The following is a 16,221-nucleotide window of genomic DNA, read 5'->3' as shown; positions in this document are numbered from 1 at the left end:
CATGGCCGCCGACGCCCCCGCGCCCCCGCCTCTCCCGAACCAGCCCGCCACCCCGCCGCCGGTCCCGGGCCAGGCACCGCCTCCCCCACCCCCGCCGCCGCCTCCGGTCGCGCAGCAGACGCCGCCGTCACCGCCGCCCGCTCCCTCCCCCGCGGCGCCGGATCCGGCGCTTCACCACGTCACCGAGCAGACCCGCACCTACCCGTGCCCGAGCTGCGGCGGTGAGCTGGTGTTCGACATCTCGGCGCAGAGGCTGGGCTGCCCGGCCTGCGGCCACCAGCAGGACGTCGTCGAGACCGCGGGCAAGGCGGTGGTCGAACAAGACCTCCACGCGGCCATGGCGTCGCTGCGCTCGGGCGCCGCGAACCGCCTGAGCCAGCGCATCGAAGGCGAGAAGGAGGTGGTGTGCCAGAACTGCGGCGGCCACACCACCTTCACCGGCAGCCTCACGTCGACCCGGTGCCCGTACTGCGCCACCCCGATCCAGCGCGAGGACGTGCACGAGGCGCCGGATCGGCTGGCCGTCGACGGGGTGCTGCCGTTCCAGGTGGACGCCAAGCAGGCGAAGGCCGCCATCGACGGCTGGATCAAGTCCCGCTGGCTGGCCCCGGGCGAGTTCAAGAAGTACCACGAGAAGGGCTCCTTCGCGAGCGTCTACGCGGCCTACTTCACCTACGACGCCGACGCCCACACCCGTTACACCGGCCAGCGCGGCGAGGACTACACGGTGCAGGTCGGCAGCGGCGACAACCGCCGTACCGAGACGCGCACTCGCTGGCACTCGGTGTCCGGGCACGTCCAGAACGAGTTCGACGATCTCACGGTCCTCGCCAACGACGGGTTCGACCCCGATCACGTCCACGACCTCGAGCCATGGCCGACGGCCTCGGCCCAGCCGTTCTCCCCCGAGTTCCTCGCCGGTCACCTCTGCCGCACCTACGACAACGACGTCGGCGAGTGCTTCGGCGAGGCCCAGAACCGCATGAAGGCGACCATCCAGGAGACCGTCCGCCGCGACATCGGGGGCGACAAGCAGCGGGTCGAGCGGGTCGACACCGACTTCCAGGACCTCAGCTTCAAGCACCTGCTGCTGCCGATCTGGCTCCTGACCATCCGCTACCAGGGCAAGCCCTTCCAGACCTTCATCAACGGAGCCACCGGCGAGGTCCACGGCGACTACCCGTGGAGCAAGGTCAAGATCGCCGCGATGGTCGTCGCCGCGATCGTCGTCATCGGCATCCTCGTCGCGCTGTTCGCGGGGTAGGTCGCGGCGATGAGCCTGGTCGTCCTCGCCGGGATCCTCGTCGTGGCTGCCGGGCTCGCGGGCGCGGCGGCGCTCGCGATCCGAGCGCGGCGGGACTACCGCGCCGGGAACGAGGTCATCCCCGGGCGCCCCACGGCCGCGCCGGCCGAGTGGGCCGGTGCCCACACACCCGAGGCTCGCCTCCACCGTCGACTCGTCGACGTCGTGGCTTCGCTCCGGGCCCATCCTCTCCTCGAGGAGGGCACCGGCAGGCTCGAGGCGCGGGTCGAGCTGGAGGAGCAGGTCGCCGCCGTCGACGAGCGGCTGATCGCCGCCGCGGCGCTGCCCGAGCGGGTACGCGACGAGCCGCTGGCGCTCGTCGAGGAGGAGGTGGCGGCGATGGAGCAGGCTGCTGCGGACCTCGTGGCCGGCACCGGTCCCGCCGCCCTCGAGCCACCGGCGAGCGCGCCCGACCCGGCCCTCGCCCCGACCGAATCCCCCGACCTCGAACCGGCCCCCGACGCCGACGCCGACGCCAGCGTAAGGGGCGTCCCCACCACCGACCCTGGGATCCCGGCCCCCCCGACCCAGTCCTCTCTCCCCGGAGCGGACCTCTGATCATCGGCGACCGATCCCGATCGGGATCGGCCTGATCGATTCGTCGCCCGGTCGTCCTACGCCGGCGACCGCCGGACGGCGATCAGGGCAACACGATGGGGAGGGTCTCCCAGCCGCGGACCGTGGACGTGGGGGCGAGGCGCATGGCGTCGTGGTCCACGTCCCACTCGGGGAAGCGGTTGAGCAGCTCATCGAGCGCCACCCGACCCTCGAGGCGGGCGAGGCTGGCGCCGAGGCAGAAGTGGAGGCCGAACCCGAAGGTGAGGTGGGCGACGTCCTCGCGGTGGATGTCGTACGTGTCGGGGCGGTCCCAGTGCCGGGGGTCCCGGTTGGCGGACGCAGCGATCAGCAGCACCGGGTTGCCGGCCGGGATGGTCACGCCGTGGGCCTCGAAGTCCTGCATGGTGAAGCGGGCGGTGGCGTGGCCGGTGGGCTCGAAGCGCAGGGTCTCGTCGATCACCTTGGGGATGAGGGAGCGGTCCTCGACGATCTCGCGCCGCTGGTCGGGGTGCTCGGCCAGCACCTTCGCCAGCCAGCCGATCAGGCGCCCGGTGGTCTCGTTGCCGGCGCCGGCGAGCACGGCCGTGTACGTCAGCACCTCGTCCCGGGTGAGGGTGCGGGTGGTGCCGTCCTCGTCCTCGAACTCGGCGGTGAGGAGCTGGGTCATGAGGTCGTCGGACGGGTGGGTCATCCGCCAGTCGATGTAGTCGGTGAACATGTCGCCGCTGGCCACGTTCTCCTGGCGGACGTCCATGGGCTCACCCGGGACCGTTCGCAGGTTGGCGTCGGTCTTGTTCCGCACCGCCACCTGGTCCTGCTCGGGGATGCCCAGGAGCATGCCGATCACCCGCATGGGCAGCTCGGACGCCAGCTCGGAGATGATGTCGAACCCATCCGCGCCGACCAGCGGGTCGAGACAGGCGATGCAGTAAGCCCGGACCTGGTCCTCCAGCGCGGCCATGCGCTTCGGGGTGAAGACCCGCGACAGCAGGCTGCGGTGCATCGTGTGCGTCGGCGGGTCCTCGAACATGATCACGCCGCCCGGCAGGTCGACGCCCGCCTTGATGATGTCGAGGATGTCCGAGCGGGTGCTCGAGAACGTGGGCCAGTCGACGAGCGCCTTCTCCACGTCCGCGTGGCGGCTCAAGGCCCAGAAGTCGTAGCGCTCGTTGTAGTAGACGGGCGCCTCCTCGCGGAGTCGCTCGTAGGTGGGATACGGGTCCGCGTTGATCGTGACGTCGTACGGGTCGTAGTAGACGTCGGTCGTCTCGACGGTGGTCATCGGCACTCCCCCTCGGCGTGGCCGACGCCCCGAGGGGCGGCGGCGTCGATCGGTCCTCGTTCTACTGAATTTTAACGTTCGTTACAAGTTCGGTCGCCACTCGGCTGCCGGACTAGCAAGGGGGCATGACCACGACGCGTCGACCCCGGGCGTCGACCGAAGCGAAGCGCCAGCGCATCCTCGATGCCGCCGAGGAGGTCATCCTCGAGCAGGGCTACGCCGCGGTCAGCTCGCGGAGCGTGGCGGGGCGTGTGGGCATCCAGCCGCCGCACCTCCACTACTACTTCGCCACCATCGACGACCTGTTCGTCGGCGTGCTGACCCGACGCTCGGAGCGCACCGTCGAGCGTATGGCCGAGGTGCTCGACTCACCCGAGCCGCTGCGCACCTGGTGGTCGCTCGTGTCGGACCAGCGGGGCACGGCGCTGTTCGTCGAGCTGCTCGCCGCGGCCAACCACCGGCCGGCCCTGCGCGAGGTCGTCGGCGAGATCGCCCACGACGTGCGTGAGATGCAGGTCGCCCGCTTGCAGGACCTGCTGCCCCAGTACGGCATCGACCCCGACGACGTCCCACCCGTGCTCGTCGCCGCCGCCATGCAGGGCCTGGCCTTCGGCGTGGTGACGGACCAGGCTGCCGGCTACGCCACCCGGGCCGACGAGGCCGCGGCGGCGATGGACCGCTTCCTCGCCGGTCTCGAGACCCGCCGCCGCAGCTGATCCATCCACCCCCACCCCCACCCCCACCCAACCAACCGCGGGTTGTCGGGGGCAGTCAGCCGGACGGGCGCATCTCGGGGCCGAGGCGGGCGCCGCCGTCGATGCGCAGGACCTCGGCGTTCAGGTACGGGTTGGTGACGATGGCGAGCACCAGCGCGGCGTACTCCTCGGGGCGGCCCACCCGCTTGGGGAAGGCGACGTCCTGGACGAGCATCGCCTGCACCTGCGGCGACGAGAGACGCGGGGTGGCGAACGCGCCTGGGGCGATGGCGCAGACCCGGACGCCGAGCGGCGCGAGGTCACGGGCCATGGGCAGGACCATCGATGCCACCGCGCCCTTGGCCGCGGCGTACGGGACCATGTTCACCTGGCCGTCGAAGGCACTGATCGACGCCGTCTGGACGATCACGCCGCGCTGGCCGTCGCCGTCGGGCTCGTTGCCGGCGAAGGCGGCCGCCGCCAGCCGAGCGAGGTTGAAGGGCCCGACCACGTGCAGCTCCAGGTTGGCGAGGAGCGCCTCCTTGTCGAGCACCGTGCCCTCGTGGCCCACCAGGCGACGGCTCGGGATGACCACCCCGGTGGCGCTGACCGCGACCGAGAAGGTGCCGAGCGTCCGGGCGGCGTCGACGGCGGCGGTGACCGCATCGTCATCGTTGCTGTCGCCGGCGACCACCGCGCACCGGGAGCCGAGAGCCTCCACCAGCACCGCGGCCCGCTCCTCGTCCGGGTCGAGCACCACGACGCCGGCCCCGGCGCCAACGAGGCGGTGGACCGTGGCGCTGCCGAGTCCGCCGGCGCCACCGGCGACGACCGCCGACCGTCCCTCGAGCTGCACGGCGACCCCCTCGGTCCGCGGACGTTGAACGGCCGTTCTAATCCGCGCCCTCCGCCAGGGTCAATCTTGAACGACCGTTAGAACTCGGGTACAACGTCGCCATGGGGGAACTCGACGGCAAGGTCGCGGTCATCACCGGCGCGGGCTCGGGCATGGCCCGGGCCACGGCGAAGGTCTTCGTGCGCGAGGGGGCGAAGGTCCTCGGCGCCGACATCAGCGGACGGGAGCAGGAGACCGCCGAGGAGCTCGGTGACGCCTTCGTCCCGTTCCACGCCGACGTGTCGAAGGAGGAGGACGTGGAGGCCATGTTCGCCGCCGCGCTCGAGGCCTTCGGCAAGGTCGACGCCGCGCTGAACGTGGCCGGGATCGGCGGGGTCGGGCGAATGGCCGACGTCACCGTCGAGGACTTCCACCGGATCATGGGCGTGAACCTTCTCGGCGTGATGCTGGGCACCAAGCACGCCATCCGCACGATGCTCCCGACCGGCGGTGGCGTGATCCTCAACTGGGCGTCGACCGGCGGCATGAACGGCTCCAAGACACCGGTCGCCATCTACTGCGCCTCCAAGGCAGGGGTCATCCAGTTCACCCGCCAGGCCGCCATCGACTACGGCCGCAAGGGCATTCGGGCCAACGCGATCTGCCCGGGTCTCACCATCACCGAGATGTCGGGCGGACGGGAGGCCATCGAGAAGTTCCCGGCCCTGGTGGAGGGCGCACCGATGGGGCGGGCCGGCGAGCCCGAGGAGGTCGCCGAGCTGGCCTGCTTCCTCGCCTCCGACCGGTCGCCGTTCCTCACCGGTGCCGTGATCCCGATCGACGGTGGACTGACGGCGACCACGCCGTGAACCCCGAGCCCGTCGACGCCGTCCACACCGGCAGTGGCGGTGCGGCCGCCACCGCCGACCCCGTCGTCGTCATCTCCAACGACACCCACATCGGGCCCCGACTCGTCGAGGACCTGCGCGCCTACTGCCCCGCCGCCCACCTCGACGCCTTCGACCGCTTCGCCGCGTCGACCGCCGCCGAGAAGCAGGCCGCCGCCGAGATGCTGGCGGGCAGCGGCTACCTCGACCACCCCAACCTGCGCACCCCGGGTCACCACGACCCCGCGGCCCGGCTGGCCGACTACGACCACGACGGCATCGCCGCCGGCGTGTTGTTCCACGGCTCGATGAACATGGAGCCGATCCCGTTCGTACCCCAAGGCCTCGGCAAGGAGCGGTCGTTCGACGACCGCGAGCTGGCCGCGGTCGGGATGGCGATCTACAACCGCTGGATCGCCGACGTCGTGGCCCAGGCGCCCCACCGCCACGTGGGCCTGGCCTACCTGCCGATGTGGGACGTCGACGCCGCGGTGGCCGAGGTCGAGTGGGCCCACGACGCCGGCCTCCGGGCCGTCAACTTCCCCGCCATGCGCGACGGCGACCTGCCCGAGTACAACCGCTCGCAGTGGGAGCCGCTCTGGGCCACCTGCGAGGAGGGGGGCATGCCGCTCGTCACCCACGTGGGCGCCGGCACCAACGCCCGGTACTCGAAGCTCGAGGGCATCCCGCTCCTGCAGATCGAGTCCGGCGGCTTCACCTCTCGCCGAGCGGTGTGGTGGCTGATCTTCGCCGGCGTGTTCGAGCGCCACCCCGGGCTCAAGCTGGTCATCACCGAAACACCGGGCAACTGGTTCCCGAGCACCGCCGCCGAGCTCGATGCGGTGTGGGGCTTCTACGACACCAAGCGGGACGAGCCCCTCAACCGGGCGCTTCTCGAGCAGGTGCCGCGGCCCCCCAGCGAGTACATGGCCGCCAACGTCTTCTACGGCGCCAGCTTCGCCTCGCCCCACGAGGTGGAGCAGGCGGTGGCCCACGGCCTCGAGGGCCAGTTGCTGTGGGGATCGGACTACCCCCATCTCGAGGGCACCTTCGTGTGGCGGGAGGGCGAGGACCTGCCGTCGGTCTCCAAGCTCTCGCTCCGGAACACCTTCAGCGGCGTGCCGGTCGAGGCGGCGCGGCGCATGGTCGGCCTGAACGCGATCGACCTCTACGGCCTCGACGGCGACGCTCTCGCCGGCATCGCCGCCGACATCGGGGCGCCCACCGCGGCCGAGCTGGCCACCCCCATCGACGCCGTGCCCCCCGAGGGCAGCGTGACCGCCTTCCGGACGGGCGCCGGCGGCTGGGCCTGACGTCCCGGGTACCAGCAGGACGTGGCGCCCCGCGTCACCGGCGTCACCGGCGGCCCGGGCGTCAGGGCAGCGGGCTGCGGTGCCCGCTCCGGCCGGGGCCGACGTCGAGGACGCGGCCATCGGGCAGCGTGATCTCGGCGGACGTACCCGGCGGCACCGTCACGGTGAGCGCGAGCTCGTCGCCCTCGACCCGCCAGGCCACCTCGATGAGGCCGTACGGCGAGTCGTGCGCCGCCTCGGCCCAGGTGATGCCGCCGCCGGGACGGGGCTCGACCCGGAAGCGGCGGTAGGCGACCTCGTCGGGGCCCTCGCCGTCCGAGGGGCGGAGACCCGCCACGTAGCGGTGGAGGAAGTCGATCACCGCGCCCTTGGAGTAGTGGTTGAGCGACTCGTGGGCGACACCCTCGTCGTCGACGCCCTCCCACGACTCCCAGATCGTCGTGGCGCCCCGGTCGACCATCGCCAGCCACGACGGCGGGGTGTCCTGGAACAGCAGCTCGTAGGCCACGTCGAGGTGGCCGGCGTCGGCGAGGACCGGCAGCAGGGAGGGGGTGGCGAGGAAGCCTGTGCCCAGGTGGGTGCCGGCGGCCCGGATCAGCTCGACGAGACGGGTGGCGACCGCGGACCGCGAGGCCTCGGGCACCAGCGAGAAGGCGAGGGCCCGCACGTGCTCGGCCTGGGTCTGGGGGACGAGGGTGCCGTCGTCGGCCAGGTACTCGGCCCGCCAGGCGGCGAGCGCCCCCTCGGCCAGCTCGTCGAACGCCGCGGCCCGGTCGTCGTGGCCCAGCCGGCGCCCGATGCGGGCGGCCAGCGCCGCGGTGTGGTGGAGGTACGCCGTCGCCACCATCCCCTGGTCCGCGACGTAGAAGGGCTCGCCGCCGGTCGCCGGCTCGCACCACTCGCCCCAGTGCCAGCCGCCGTCCCAGAGGAACGCCTCGTGCGGTGCCGGCTCGGGTCGGGCCTCGGCGCGGGCGGGGTGCCGACGGGTGCGAGCGGCGTTCGCGGCGTAGTCGAGCCAGCCGACCATCGCCGGCCAGAGCTCGGCCAGCACCTGCTCGTCGCCGTAGAGCCGGTAGAGGTCCCATGGCACCAGCACGCAGGCGTCCCCCCACCCGGCCGACCCGAGCATCCCGAACCAGGTCAGGTCGCCCGTGGCGACGGCGGCCGAGCGCCGGGGGTCGGGCACGTAGTTGGGCAGCAGGCCGTCGGGCAGCTGTTCGGCGGCGAGGTCCCGCAGCCACTTGGTGGAGAAGCCGGCCACGTCGTAGAGGAAGGCCGCGCTCGGCAGGAACAGCTGCCAGTCGCCGGTCCACCCGGAGCGCTCGCGGTGGGGGCAGTCGGTGGGGATGTCGCACGCGTTGTCGCGGAAGCTCCAGGTCGCGATCTCGTGGAGACGGTTGATGCGGTCGTCGCTGCACCGGAACCAGCCCGTGCGCTCGAGGTCCGTGTGCACCACCACGCCCACGGCGTCGTCGGGCGTGAGCGGGCCGGGGTGGCCCTCGACCCGGACGTACTGGAAGCCGTGGACGGTGTGGCGCGGCTCGAACACGTCGCCGGGCACGCCGGCCGACGCCACCTGGTCGACCTGGTCGAGGACCTCGTCGCTCACGCGCAGGTTCTCGGTGGTCACGTCGCCGGCGGGGTCGAGGGCCTCGCCGTGGACGAGGGTGAGCTCGGTGCCGGCGGGCCCGAGGTCGGCGAGGCGCAGCCAGCCCGTGATGTTCTGGCCCAGGTCCACGACGTGGCGGTCGGGCCCGATCGCGCGGACCGAGACCGGCCGTAGCTCGTCGACCCGGCGCACCGGCGGCGCCGGCGAGGCCCGGAGCGCGCCGAGGTCGTGGTCCGTGACGAGTGCCGGACGCCAACCGGTGGCGGCGACGCGCCGGTCCTCGACCTGGCCGGCCATCAGGTCGGCCGAGCGGATCGGCCCGGTGGTGGTCGCCTGCCACCCGTCTCCCGTCACGACCCGCAGGTCGCCCGCCTCGAGCTGGCCGAGGAAGGCCAGCTGGGTGCCGAAGCCGTCCCGCCGCTGGGCGGTGCCGTGGCGCCCCCGGAACCAGCCGTCGCTGACCACCACCTCCCAGATGTTCTCGCCGGCGACCAGCAGGTCGGCCACGTCGAAGGTCTGCACGTGCAGCGTGGTCGGGTAGTCGGTGAAGCCCGGCGCCAGCTCGTGGTCGCCGACGCGCCGCCCGTTGAGGAACGTCTCGTAGACGCCGTGGGCGGTGGCGTGCAGGCGGGCCGGCTCCCCGACCGAGTCCAGGGTGAACCCGTGGCGAAGGAGGTGCGGGGCGCGGCCACCGTCGGGCTGCTCGGTGTCGACGGGGGCGGCGACCCACCGGGCCGACCAGTCGACCGGCACCAGCAGGCCCACCTCGAACGCGTGCGGCGCCGACCAGCCGGACACGCCCGCGTCGGTCCAGGTCCGCACCCGCCAGGACACCCGAGCGCGCGACGCCAGCGGCTCGAAGGGCCAGGTCGCCAGGACGTGACGGTCGGACTCGACCAGCTGCGCCCGACCGTCGGCGAGCTCGACGTCGTAGGCCCGCTGCGCCCGGGCACCGACGGGCAGCCGCCACGAGAGCCGGGGGGTCGGCGTCCCGACGCCGAGCGCGTCGGCGCCCCGGTGCTCCACTCGCAGGTCATCGGGTCGGGTCATGGGTGGGTTCGGGCCTCACCCGTGCGGGCGCGACCACCGGCTCCACGCTGGCACGTCAGTGGTTGGGTCGCAAACGTTTGCATACTTGGTGTCCCGCCGTTTAACGTCCGTTCAGATTCTGGCGTCCGTCCCATACGGGCCAAGGGGGGAACACCCATGCGAAAGTCCGCCGTCCTGCTCGCCGCCGCCCTCCTGGTGCTGGCCGCCGCCTGCAAGACCACCGACCCCGACGATGGCGACGCCGCGTCGTCCACCACCGCGACGGCCGGCGGCGACACTGGCACCACCGACACCGTCGCGCCCATCGTCGACGACCGGGCTCCCGGCGTCACCGACGACACGCTCAAAGTGGGCGTGACCTACCCGGACTTCGAGGCGCTCGGCGATGCCGTGAACATCAACCACGGCGACTACGAGGGCGCCTACCAGGCCGTGGCCGACGACATCAACGCTCGCGGCGGCATCCACGGCCGCCAGCTGGAGCTGTCGTTCGCGCCGGTCGACCCGTCGAGCCCCACCTCCACCGACGACACCTGCACCCAGCTCACCCAGGACGACCAGGTCTTCGTCGCCATCGGTCTCTTCTACGGCGAAAGCGTCCTGTGCTACGTGAACGTCAACGAGACCGCGGTCATCGGCGGCGAGATGACCGACGAGCGCCTCGCGCAGGCCCGGGCCCCCTGGTTCGCCTACGACGTGAGCTCCGACTCCCAGGTCGACGGCGTGCAGACCCTCATCGACAACGGCGACCTCACCACCGACCAGTCGCTCGCCGTGCTGTACACCGACGTCGACCAGACCCTCTACGAGGACCGGATCCAGCCCGTGCTCGAGGACGCCGGCATCGACGTGGTCGAGACCGCGGCGGCGGACAGCTCGCTCGACCCCGACCAGGTGGCGGCGGAGGCCCAGACGATCTTCCAGCGCTTCGAGGCGTCGGACGCCGACACGGTCCTCGCCCTGGGCTCGGGCACCGCCGCCGTGGTCAGCGAGGGCCTGGAGGGCTCCGACTACTCGCCCCAGGTCGCCTTCAACAGCACCAACGCCGTCAACGCCTACGCCCGCGACACCACCCACGACGCCTCGGTGTTCGAGGGCGCCGTCGGGGTCGGTGTCTACGGCCCGCCCGACGCCTACCTGGAGCTGGGTGGCATCACCGAGACCTGCCTCGACGTGACCCGCGACGCCGGCCTCGAGATCGTGCCGCCGTCGCAGGTCGGCGAGGGCGAGCCCAACCAGATCGTCTCGTCGCTGGCCGCCTGCCAGCAACTCGCCCTGCTGAGCGCCATCCTCGACGGCGCGGGCGAAGACCTGAACTACGGCACCTTCCAGACTGCGGGCTACAACCTGGGCGACATCGAACTGCCCGGTGAGCCCGAGCCGTTCCACTACGGGCCGCCGCCGAGCACCGATGGTGACCGACCGCTGTTCCGGTACGAGTTCGACATCGACACCCGTCAGTTCGAGCCCGCCTCGTAGCCCCGGCCGAGCGAGCCGACTCGACCCAGCCGAACCGTGACGGACGCGCCGCCCGACGAGCCCTCGGGCGCGGCCGCCGCCGACGTGCGCCCCGGGCCTGCCACCACGCCCGGGGACGCCGCCGCGCTCGCCGGCGCCGTCCTCGACCTCGAGGCCGACCGCCGGGCCGAGGTCGACGAGCGGCCGGCGGTCGAGACCGCCGAGCTACCGGGCGTCAGCGAGGACCTGCGGCTCAAGGACGCGCTGCGCGTCGGTGGCACCTTCACCATCGTGGTCCTCACCCTCCTGAACTCGCTCGACGAGCTGGAGTCCGCGGCACTCGGCACCCTCGCGCCCGACATCCGCGACTCCCTCCACGTCAGCAACGGCACCATCGTGTTCATCGTCACGGCGGCGTCGGCGTTCCTCGTGCTCGGCGCCGTCCCCATGGGCTGGCTGGCCGACCGCTTCAACCGCGGCCGCATCATCGGAATCGCCAGCTTCGCGTTCGCCGGGTTCGTCGCCCTGTCGGGCCTGGCGGTCAACGCCTTCATGCTCTTCCTCACCCGGATGGGCGTGGGCATGGCGAAGTCGAACACCCTCGTCGTCCACGGCTCGCTCCTCGCCGACCAGTACCCGATCGCGACTCGCGGCCGCATGAACGCGATCACGCTCACCACGGGCCGGGTGGTGGGCACGATCAGCCCTCTCGCGGTCGGCGCCGTGGCCGCAATCGCCGGTGGACCGGCAGGATGGCGCTGGGCGTTCATCGTCCTCGCCCTGCCCGTGGCCGCCCTCGCCTGGCTGGCCTTCCGCCTCCCCGAACCGCCTCGGGGCCAGTTCGAGAAGCAGGACGTCCTCGGCGAGGTGGTCGAGGAGGAGACGCCCGTCCCGATCTCGATGGAGGCGACCTTCGCCCGGCTCCTCCAGATCGGCACCATCCGCTCGGCGGTGTTCGCCTTCGCCGCCCTCGGCTTCGGTCTGTTCACCGTGCCCGTCGTCGGCAACATCTTCCTGGAGGAGGAGTACGGGCTCGGCTCGTTCGGTCGCGGCGCGGTCGCCTTCGTCAGTGGCGTGGCGGTGCTGATCGCCCTGCCGCTCGTGGGCCGGGCCTACGACGCGTCGTACCACAAGGACCCGGCCCGGGCCCTGCGCCTGCTGGCCTGGCTGATCCTGCCCACGGCCCTCCTCACGCCCATCCAGTTCTTCATGCCGAACCCGGTGACGTTCGCGCTCTGGTCGATCTTTCCGGCCGTGCTGCTGTCGAGTGCCTTCGCGTGCGTGAGCCCGCTGCTCCTCACCGTGGTGCCGTACCAGCTGCGGGCCGTCGGCGCCGCGCTCGGCTCGATCTACCTGTTCTTCATCGGCGCGGTCGGTGGGGCGCTGCTCTCGGCGCTGCTCATCGACGCCTACGGCCCCCGCCTCACCATCACCCTGATCGCCCTGCCGTCGTCGCTCGCCGGTGGCCTCCTGCTGCTCCGGGGCTCGACCTACATCCACGGCGATCTGGCCATGATCGTCGACGAGCTCAAGGAGGAGAAGGCCGAGCTCGAGCGCCTCCGCGCCGACCAGGAGAACGTCCCCGCCGTGCAGGTCAGCCACGTCGACGTGGCCTACGGCACGGTGCAGGTGCTCTTCGACGTCGGCTTCGAAGTCCACAGGGGCGAGACCCTCGCCCTGCTCGGCACGAACGGCGCCGGCAAGTCGACGATCCTGCGGGCCATCGCCGGCCTGGGCACACCGTCGCGGGGCGCCATCCGCCACCACGGCCGGTCGATCACCTTCGTCTCGCCCGAGCAGCGCACCCGGCTGGGCCTGCTCCTGTTGCCAGGCGGCAAGAGCGTGTTCGGCGACATGACGGTTCGCGAGAACCTCGACATGGCCACCTGGAACCACCGCAAGGATCGCGCCGGCGTCGAGCGCCGCATCGCCGCCTCCCTCGAGCTGTTCCCCGAGCTGGCCGAACGCCAGGGCCAGCTCGCGTCGTCGCTCTCGGGAGGCGAGCAGCAGCTCCTCGCCCTCGCCGGCGTGCTCGCCTGCGAGCCCGACGTGCTGATGATCGACGAGCTGTCGCTCGGCCTCGCCCCCGTCGTCGTCGAGCGCCTGGTCGGGGTGATGAACCAGCTACGTGAGCGGGAGATGACGATCATCGTGGTCGAACAGTCGCTCAACGTCGCCGCTGCGGTGGCCGACCGGGCGGTCTTCCTCGAGAAGGGGCACGTTCGCTTCGAGGGTCCCATCGCCGACCTGGTGGCGCGCGACGACCTGGTGCGGGCGGTGTTCCTCGGCGCCGAGGGCGGCTGATGCTCGCCTCGCTCTACACCCCGCAGGTCCTGTTCGACGGGCTGATCCAGGGCCTCGTCTACGGCCTGCTGGCCATGGCCCTCGTGCTCGTGTTCCGCTCCGCCAAGGTCGTGAACTTCGCCGCCGGCAACATCGGCCTCGTCGGCGCCGGCCTGTTCGTGCTGTGCGACGTCCAGTACGGCATCCCGTTCTGGCTCTCGCTCGCCATCGCGCTCGGCGTCGGCACGCTCTACGGCGCGGTCGTCGAGCTCGTCGTGGTCCGCCGGCTCTTCAAGGCGCCGCGGGTCATCCTGCTCGTGGCCACCATCGGCGTGGCCCAGCTGTCCCTGCTCATCCTCAACGCCTACCCCGACGTCGTCGGCGAGCGGCTCCCCTGGCCGCAGGTGAGCTCCTCGACGTGGACCCTGGGTGACATCGAGGTGGCCGGACCTCAGCTCGTCATCCTCGTGGCCGCCCCGGTCATCGCCGTCGCCCTCGGCCTCTTCCTCGGGCGCACCCCGCTGGGTCGCACCGTCCGGGCCGCCGCCGGCGACGCGGACCTCGCCCGCCTGCGCGGCATCAACCCGAAGGTCCTGTCCACCATCGTCTGGGCCCTCGCCGGCGCCCTGTCGACCGCCGCGATCATCATGCGCACCGGTCTGGACGGCACGACCCTCGGCCTCCAGGGCGTGGGCTCGGCGACCCTGCTGCGAGCCTTGATCGCCGCGCTGATCGCCCGCTTCGAGTCGTTCCGGGTCGCCCTGGCCGCCGCCGTGGTGATCGGGGTGGGCGAGTCGCTGGTGCGCTTCAACTCGCTCGACCAGCCCGGCATGACCGAGCTGGCCCTGCTCGTCACCGTGCTCGTCGCCGTCGCGGTCCAGGGCCGGCTCGAGACCGGGTCGATCGACGTTCCCTCGCAGTACACCTACGCCCCTCAGGTGCGCTCGTTGCCCGAGCGCCTGCGCGGGATCTGGTGGGTGCGCCACCTCGACCGGATCGTGCTGCTCGTGCTGCTCGCCGTGGCACTGGCGGTGCCGTTCGTGGTCACCGAACCGTCGCGCCAGCTGCTCTACACGACGATCGCCGCCTTCGCGATCTGCGCGCTGTCGCTGACGGTGCTGACCGGCTGGGCCGGCCAGCTGTCCCTCGGCCAGATGGCCCTCGCAGGGGTGGGGGCATTCACGGGTGCCGCCCTCGCACGGGGCCTCGTCGTGGACTGGGTGGTCGCCGGCCGGCGCCTCGTGTACGTCGAGCTCTACGCCTTGCCCTTCGCCGGCGCGCTCGTGCTCGGTGCGCTGACGGCCGCCCTGTTCGCCGTCGTCATCGGCGCCGGGGCGCTCCGGGTGCGGGGCCTCATGCTGCCAGTCACCACCTTCGCCTTCGCCATCGCCGCGGAGAGTTGGCTGTTCCGCCTCGAGATCTTCAGCGGGGGCAACGCGTCGTCGGTCCCGTTCCTCCGCGGCGACCTCTTCGGCGTCGACCTGCGCGAGCAGCGCAGCTACTACCTGCTGACCCTCGCCGTGCTCGTCGTGATCATCGCCCTGCTCGGCCGCCTGCGCCGCTCGGGGGTCGGTCGGGTCACCCTCGCGGTGCGGGACAACCCCGACAGCGCGGCGGCGTACACCGTGCACCCGGGGTTCGTGAAGCTCCGGGCGTTCGCCCTGTCGGGGATGATCGCCGGTCTCGGCGGCGTGCTGCTCGGCGGCGCCACCCAGCAGATCCCGTACAACGAGTCCTTCTTCACCGTGGAGTTCTCGCTCAGCCTCGTCGCCATGGTCGTGATCGGCGGCATGGGCTCGACCGCCGGCGCCGTCGTCGGCGCGCTGTGGGTGATCGGCCTGCCCGCGCTGTTCCCCGACAACGACCTGTTCCCGCTGCTGGCGTCGAGCATCGGCCTGCTGGTGCTGCTCCTCTACTTCCCGGGCGGGCTCGTGCACCTCGTCCACCGGCTGCGGAGCGGGCTGTACGACTGGCTGGAGCGCCGCCTCCCGCTCGCCGAGAAGGCGACGACCGCGCCACCCGCGGCCGTCGGCCGCACCACCCGTCCCCCGGTGGAGGCTGCCGAGGCGCTGCGGTGCACAGCGGTGGGCGTGCACTTCGGCGGACTGGTCGCCAACGACGCCATCGACCTGGTGGTCCGCCCCGGCGAGATCGTCGGCCTGATCGGCACGAACGGCGCCGGCAAGTCGACGCTCATGAACGCGATCGGCGGCTTCGTGCCGGCCACGGGGACGATCGAGCTGCTCGGCACCCCGGTGCACGGGAAGTCGGCCGCGGCCCGGTCCCGGCTGGGCCTCGGCCGCACCTTCCAGGCGGCGCGGCTCTTCCCCGAGCTGACCGTGCGGGAGGCGGTTCAGGTCGCGCTCGAGGCGCGGGGCCGGACGAGCCTGCTCGAGGTCTCGCTCTTCTCCCCCCGGGCGGCGCGCGCCGAGCGGCGCAAGCGGTCCGACGCCGCCGAGCTCATCGACTTCCTGGGCCTCGGCCGCTACGCCGACCAGCCCGTGGCGTCGCTCTCCACCGGCACCCGCCGCATCGTCGAGCTCGCCGGCCTGCTGGCCCTGGATGCCCGCGTGCTCTGCCTCGACGAGCCCACCGCCGGTGTCGCCCAGCGCGAGGCCGAGGCCATGGGGCCGCTGCTCGTCGAGATCCGCCGCCAGCTCGGCGCCTCGATGCTCGTGATCGAGCACGACATGCCCCTGATCATGGGCATGAGCGACCGGGTGTACTGCCTCGAGCTGGGCAAGGTGATCGCGGAGGGCGACCCGGTCAGCGTGCGCAACGACCCCGTCGTCGTCGCCAGCTACCTGGGCACCGACGAGCGGGCCATCGCCCGCAGCGGGGCGATCGCGGCCGACCCCACGGCAGACCCTGGTCCTGAGCCAGAGCCCTCGGGCGCCTGATGCGGGGGTCCGGCGCCGAGCGCGCGGCTGTGGCGCACCCTTGGCGCT

11 protein-coding genes are annotated in these 16,221 nt (G+C 72.4%); 8 read left to right on the top strand and 3 right to left on the bottom strand.

The features are described 5' to 3' along the window. The first annotated feature begins 1 nt into the window (after position 1). On the top strand, positions 2 to 1,264 hold the full coding sequence (locus JNK12_03715; protein ID MBL8775008.1) for a hypothetical protein: 1,263 nt from the start codon (positions 2 to 4) through the stop codon (positions 1,262 to 1,264). Positions 1,265 to 1,273: 9 nt separating this feature from the next. Continuing rightward, the gene (locus tag JNK12_03710; protein MBL8775007.1) at positions 1,274 to 1,861 is read left to right on the top strand and encodes a hypothetical protein; all 588 of its coding nucleotides are present in this window, start codon (positions 1,274 to 1,276) and stop codon (positions 1,859 to 1,861) included. Positions 1,862 to 1,943: 82 nt separating this feature from the next. On the opposite strand, the gene JNK12_03705 is transcribed toward JNK12_03710, so the two are convergent. Then, positions 1,944 to 3,143: a cytochrome P450 gene (locus JNK12_03705; GenBank protein ID MBL8775006.1), complete on the bottom strand. Its 1,200-nt coding sequence runs from the start codon at positions 3,141 to 3,143 to the stop codon at positions 1,944 to 1,946. Between the two features lie 125 nt (positions 3,144 to 3,268). Between JNK12_03705 and JNK12_03700 the strand changes: the two genes are divergently transcribed. Continuing rightward, a complete protein-coding gene (locus JNK12_03700; protein ID MBL8775005.1) occupies positions 3,269 to 3,859 on the top strand; it encodes a TetR family transcriptional regulator in 591 nt (196 codons plus the stop codon). Positions 3,860 to 3,914: 55 nt separating this feature from the next. On the opposite strand, the gene JNK12_03695 is transcribed toward JNK12_03700, so the two are convergent. Then, on the bottom strand, positions 3,915 to 4,694 hold the full coding sequence (locus JNK12_03695) for an SDR family NAD(P)-dependent oxidoreductase (GenBank protein MBL8775004.1): 780 nt from the start codon (positions 4,692 to 4,694) through the stop codon (positions 3,915 to 3,917). 101 nt (positions 4,695 to 4,795) lie between these two features. Between JNK12_03695 and JNK12_03690 the strand changes: the two genes are divergently transcribed. Together JNK12_03690 and JNK12_03685 are read left to right on the top strand one after the other, a co-directional pair. After that, entirely contained in the window at positions 4,796 to 5,542 is a 747-nt protein-coding gene (locus JNK12_03690) for an SDR family oxidoreductase (GenBank protein ID MBL8775003.1), read from the top strand. Next, positions 5,539 to 6,873 carry an amidohydrolase gene (locus JNK12_03685; GenBank protein ID MBL8775002.1) on the top strand — a complete coding sequence of 445 codons (1,335 nt, stop codon included), beginning with the start codon at positions 5,539 to 5,541 and terminating at the stop codon, positions 6,871 to 6,873. The genes JNK12_03690 and JNK12_03685 overlap by 4 nt, the downstream gene beginning before the upstream one ends. A 61-nt stretch (positions 6,874 to 6,934) precedes the next feature. Here the strand turns inward: JNK12_03685 and JNK12_03680 are convergent, their stop codons facing one another. Then, complete coding sequence (locus tag JNK12_03680; protein MBL8775001.1) at positions 6,935 to 9,532, bottom strand: family 78 glycoside hydrolase catalytic domain; 2,598 nt, start codon at positions 9,530 to 9,532, stop codon at positions 6,935 to 6,937. Between the two features lie 156 nt (positions 9,533 to 9,688). Here JNK12_03680 and JNK12_03675 point away from each other — a divergent pair, with 156 nt between their 5' ends. Genes JNK12_03675 through JNK12_03665 form a run of 3 tightly spaced genes read left to right on the top strand, consistent with a single transcriptional unit; the run spans position 9,689 to position 16,173 of the window. Further along, a complete protein-coding gene (locus JNK12_03675) occupies positions 9,689 to 11,011 on the top strand; it encodes an ABC transporter substrate-binding protein (GenBank protein ID MBL8775000.1) in 1,323 nt (440 codons plus the stop codon). A gap of 36 nt (positions 11,012 to 11,047) precedes the next feature. Continuing rightward, complete coding sequence (locus JNK12_03670) at positions 11,048 to 13,294, top strand: MFS transporter (protein MBL8774999.1); 2,247 nt, start codon at positions 11,048 to 11,050, stop codon at positions 13,292 to 13,294. After that, positions 13,294 to 16,173, top strand: a complete 2,880-nt coding sequence (locus tag JNK12_03665) for an ATP-binding cassette domain-containing protein (protein ID MBL8774998.1) — start codon at positions 13,294 to 13,296, stop codon at positions 16,171 to 16,173. The genes JNK12_03670 and JNK12_03665 overlap by 1 nt, the downstream gene beginning before the upstream one ends. Positions 16,174 to 16,221: the final 48 nt, after the last annotated feature.

The organism is Acidimicrobiales bacterium, assembly GCA_016794585.1.
Classification (GTDB): Bacteria; Actinomycetota; Acidimicrobiia; order Acidimicrobiales; family DATDAH01; genus JAEUJM01.
The sequence above is the reverse complement of the archived record's forward strand: the minus strand, read 5'-3'. Positions and strand labels throughout refer to the sequence as shown.

Coding starts and splice junctions, on each gene's coding strand:
- JNK12_03690 (MBL8775003.1), top strand. CDS start 4,796: ATGGGGGAACTCGACGGCAAGGTCGCGGTCATCACCGGCGCGGGCTCG.
- JNK12_03665 (MBL8774998.1), top strand. CDS start 13,294: ATGCTCGCCTCGCTCTACACCCCGCAGGTCCTGTTCGACGGGCTGATC.
- JNK12_03710 (MBL8775007.1), top strand. CDS start 1,274: ATGAGCCTGGTCGTCCTCGCCGGGATCCTCGTCGTGGCTGCCGGGCTC.
- JNK12_03700 (MBL8775005.1), top strand. CDS start 3,269: ATGACCACGACGCGTCGACCCCGGGCGTCGACCGAAGCGAAGCGCCAG.
- JNK12_03675 (MBL8775000.1), top strand. CDS start 9,689: ATGCGAAAGTCCGCCGTCCTGCTCGCCGCCGCCCTCCTGGTGCTGGCC.
- JNK12_03705 (MBL8775006.1), bottom strand. CDS start 3,143: ATGACCACCGTCGAGACGACCGACGTCTACTACGACCCGTACGACGTC.
- JNK12_03715 (MBL8775008.1), top strand. CDS start 2: ATGGCCGCCGACGCCCCCGCGCCCCCGCCTCTCCCGAACCAGCCCGCC.
- JNK12_03680 (MBL8775001.1), bottom strand. CDS start 9,532: ATGACCCGACCCGATGACCTGCGAGTGGAGCACCGGGGCGCCGACGCG.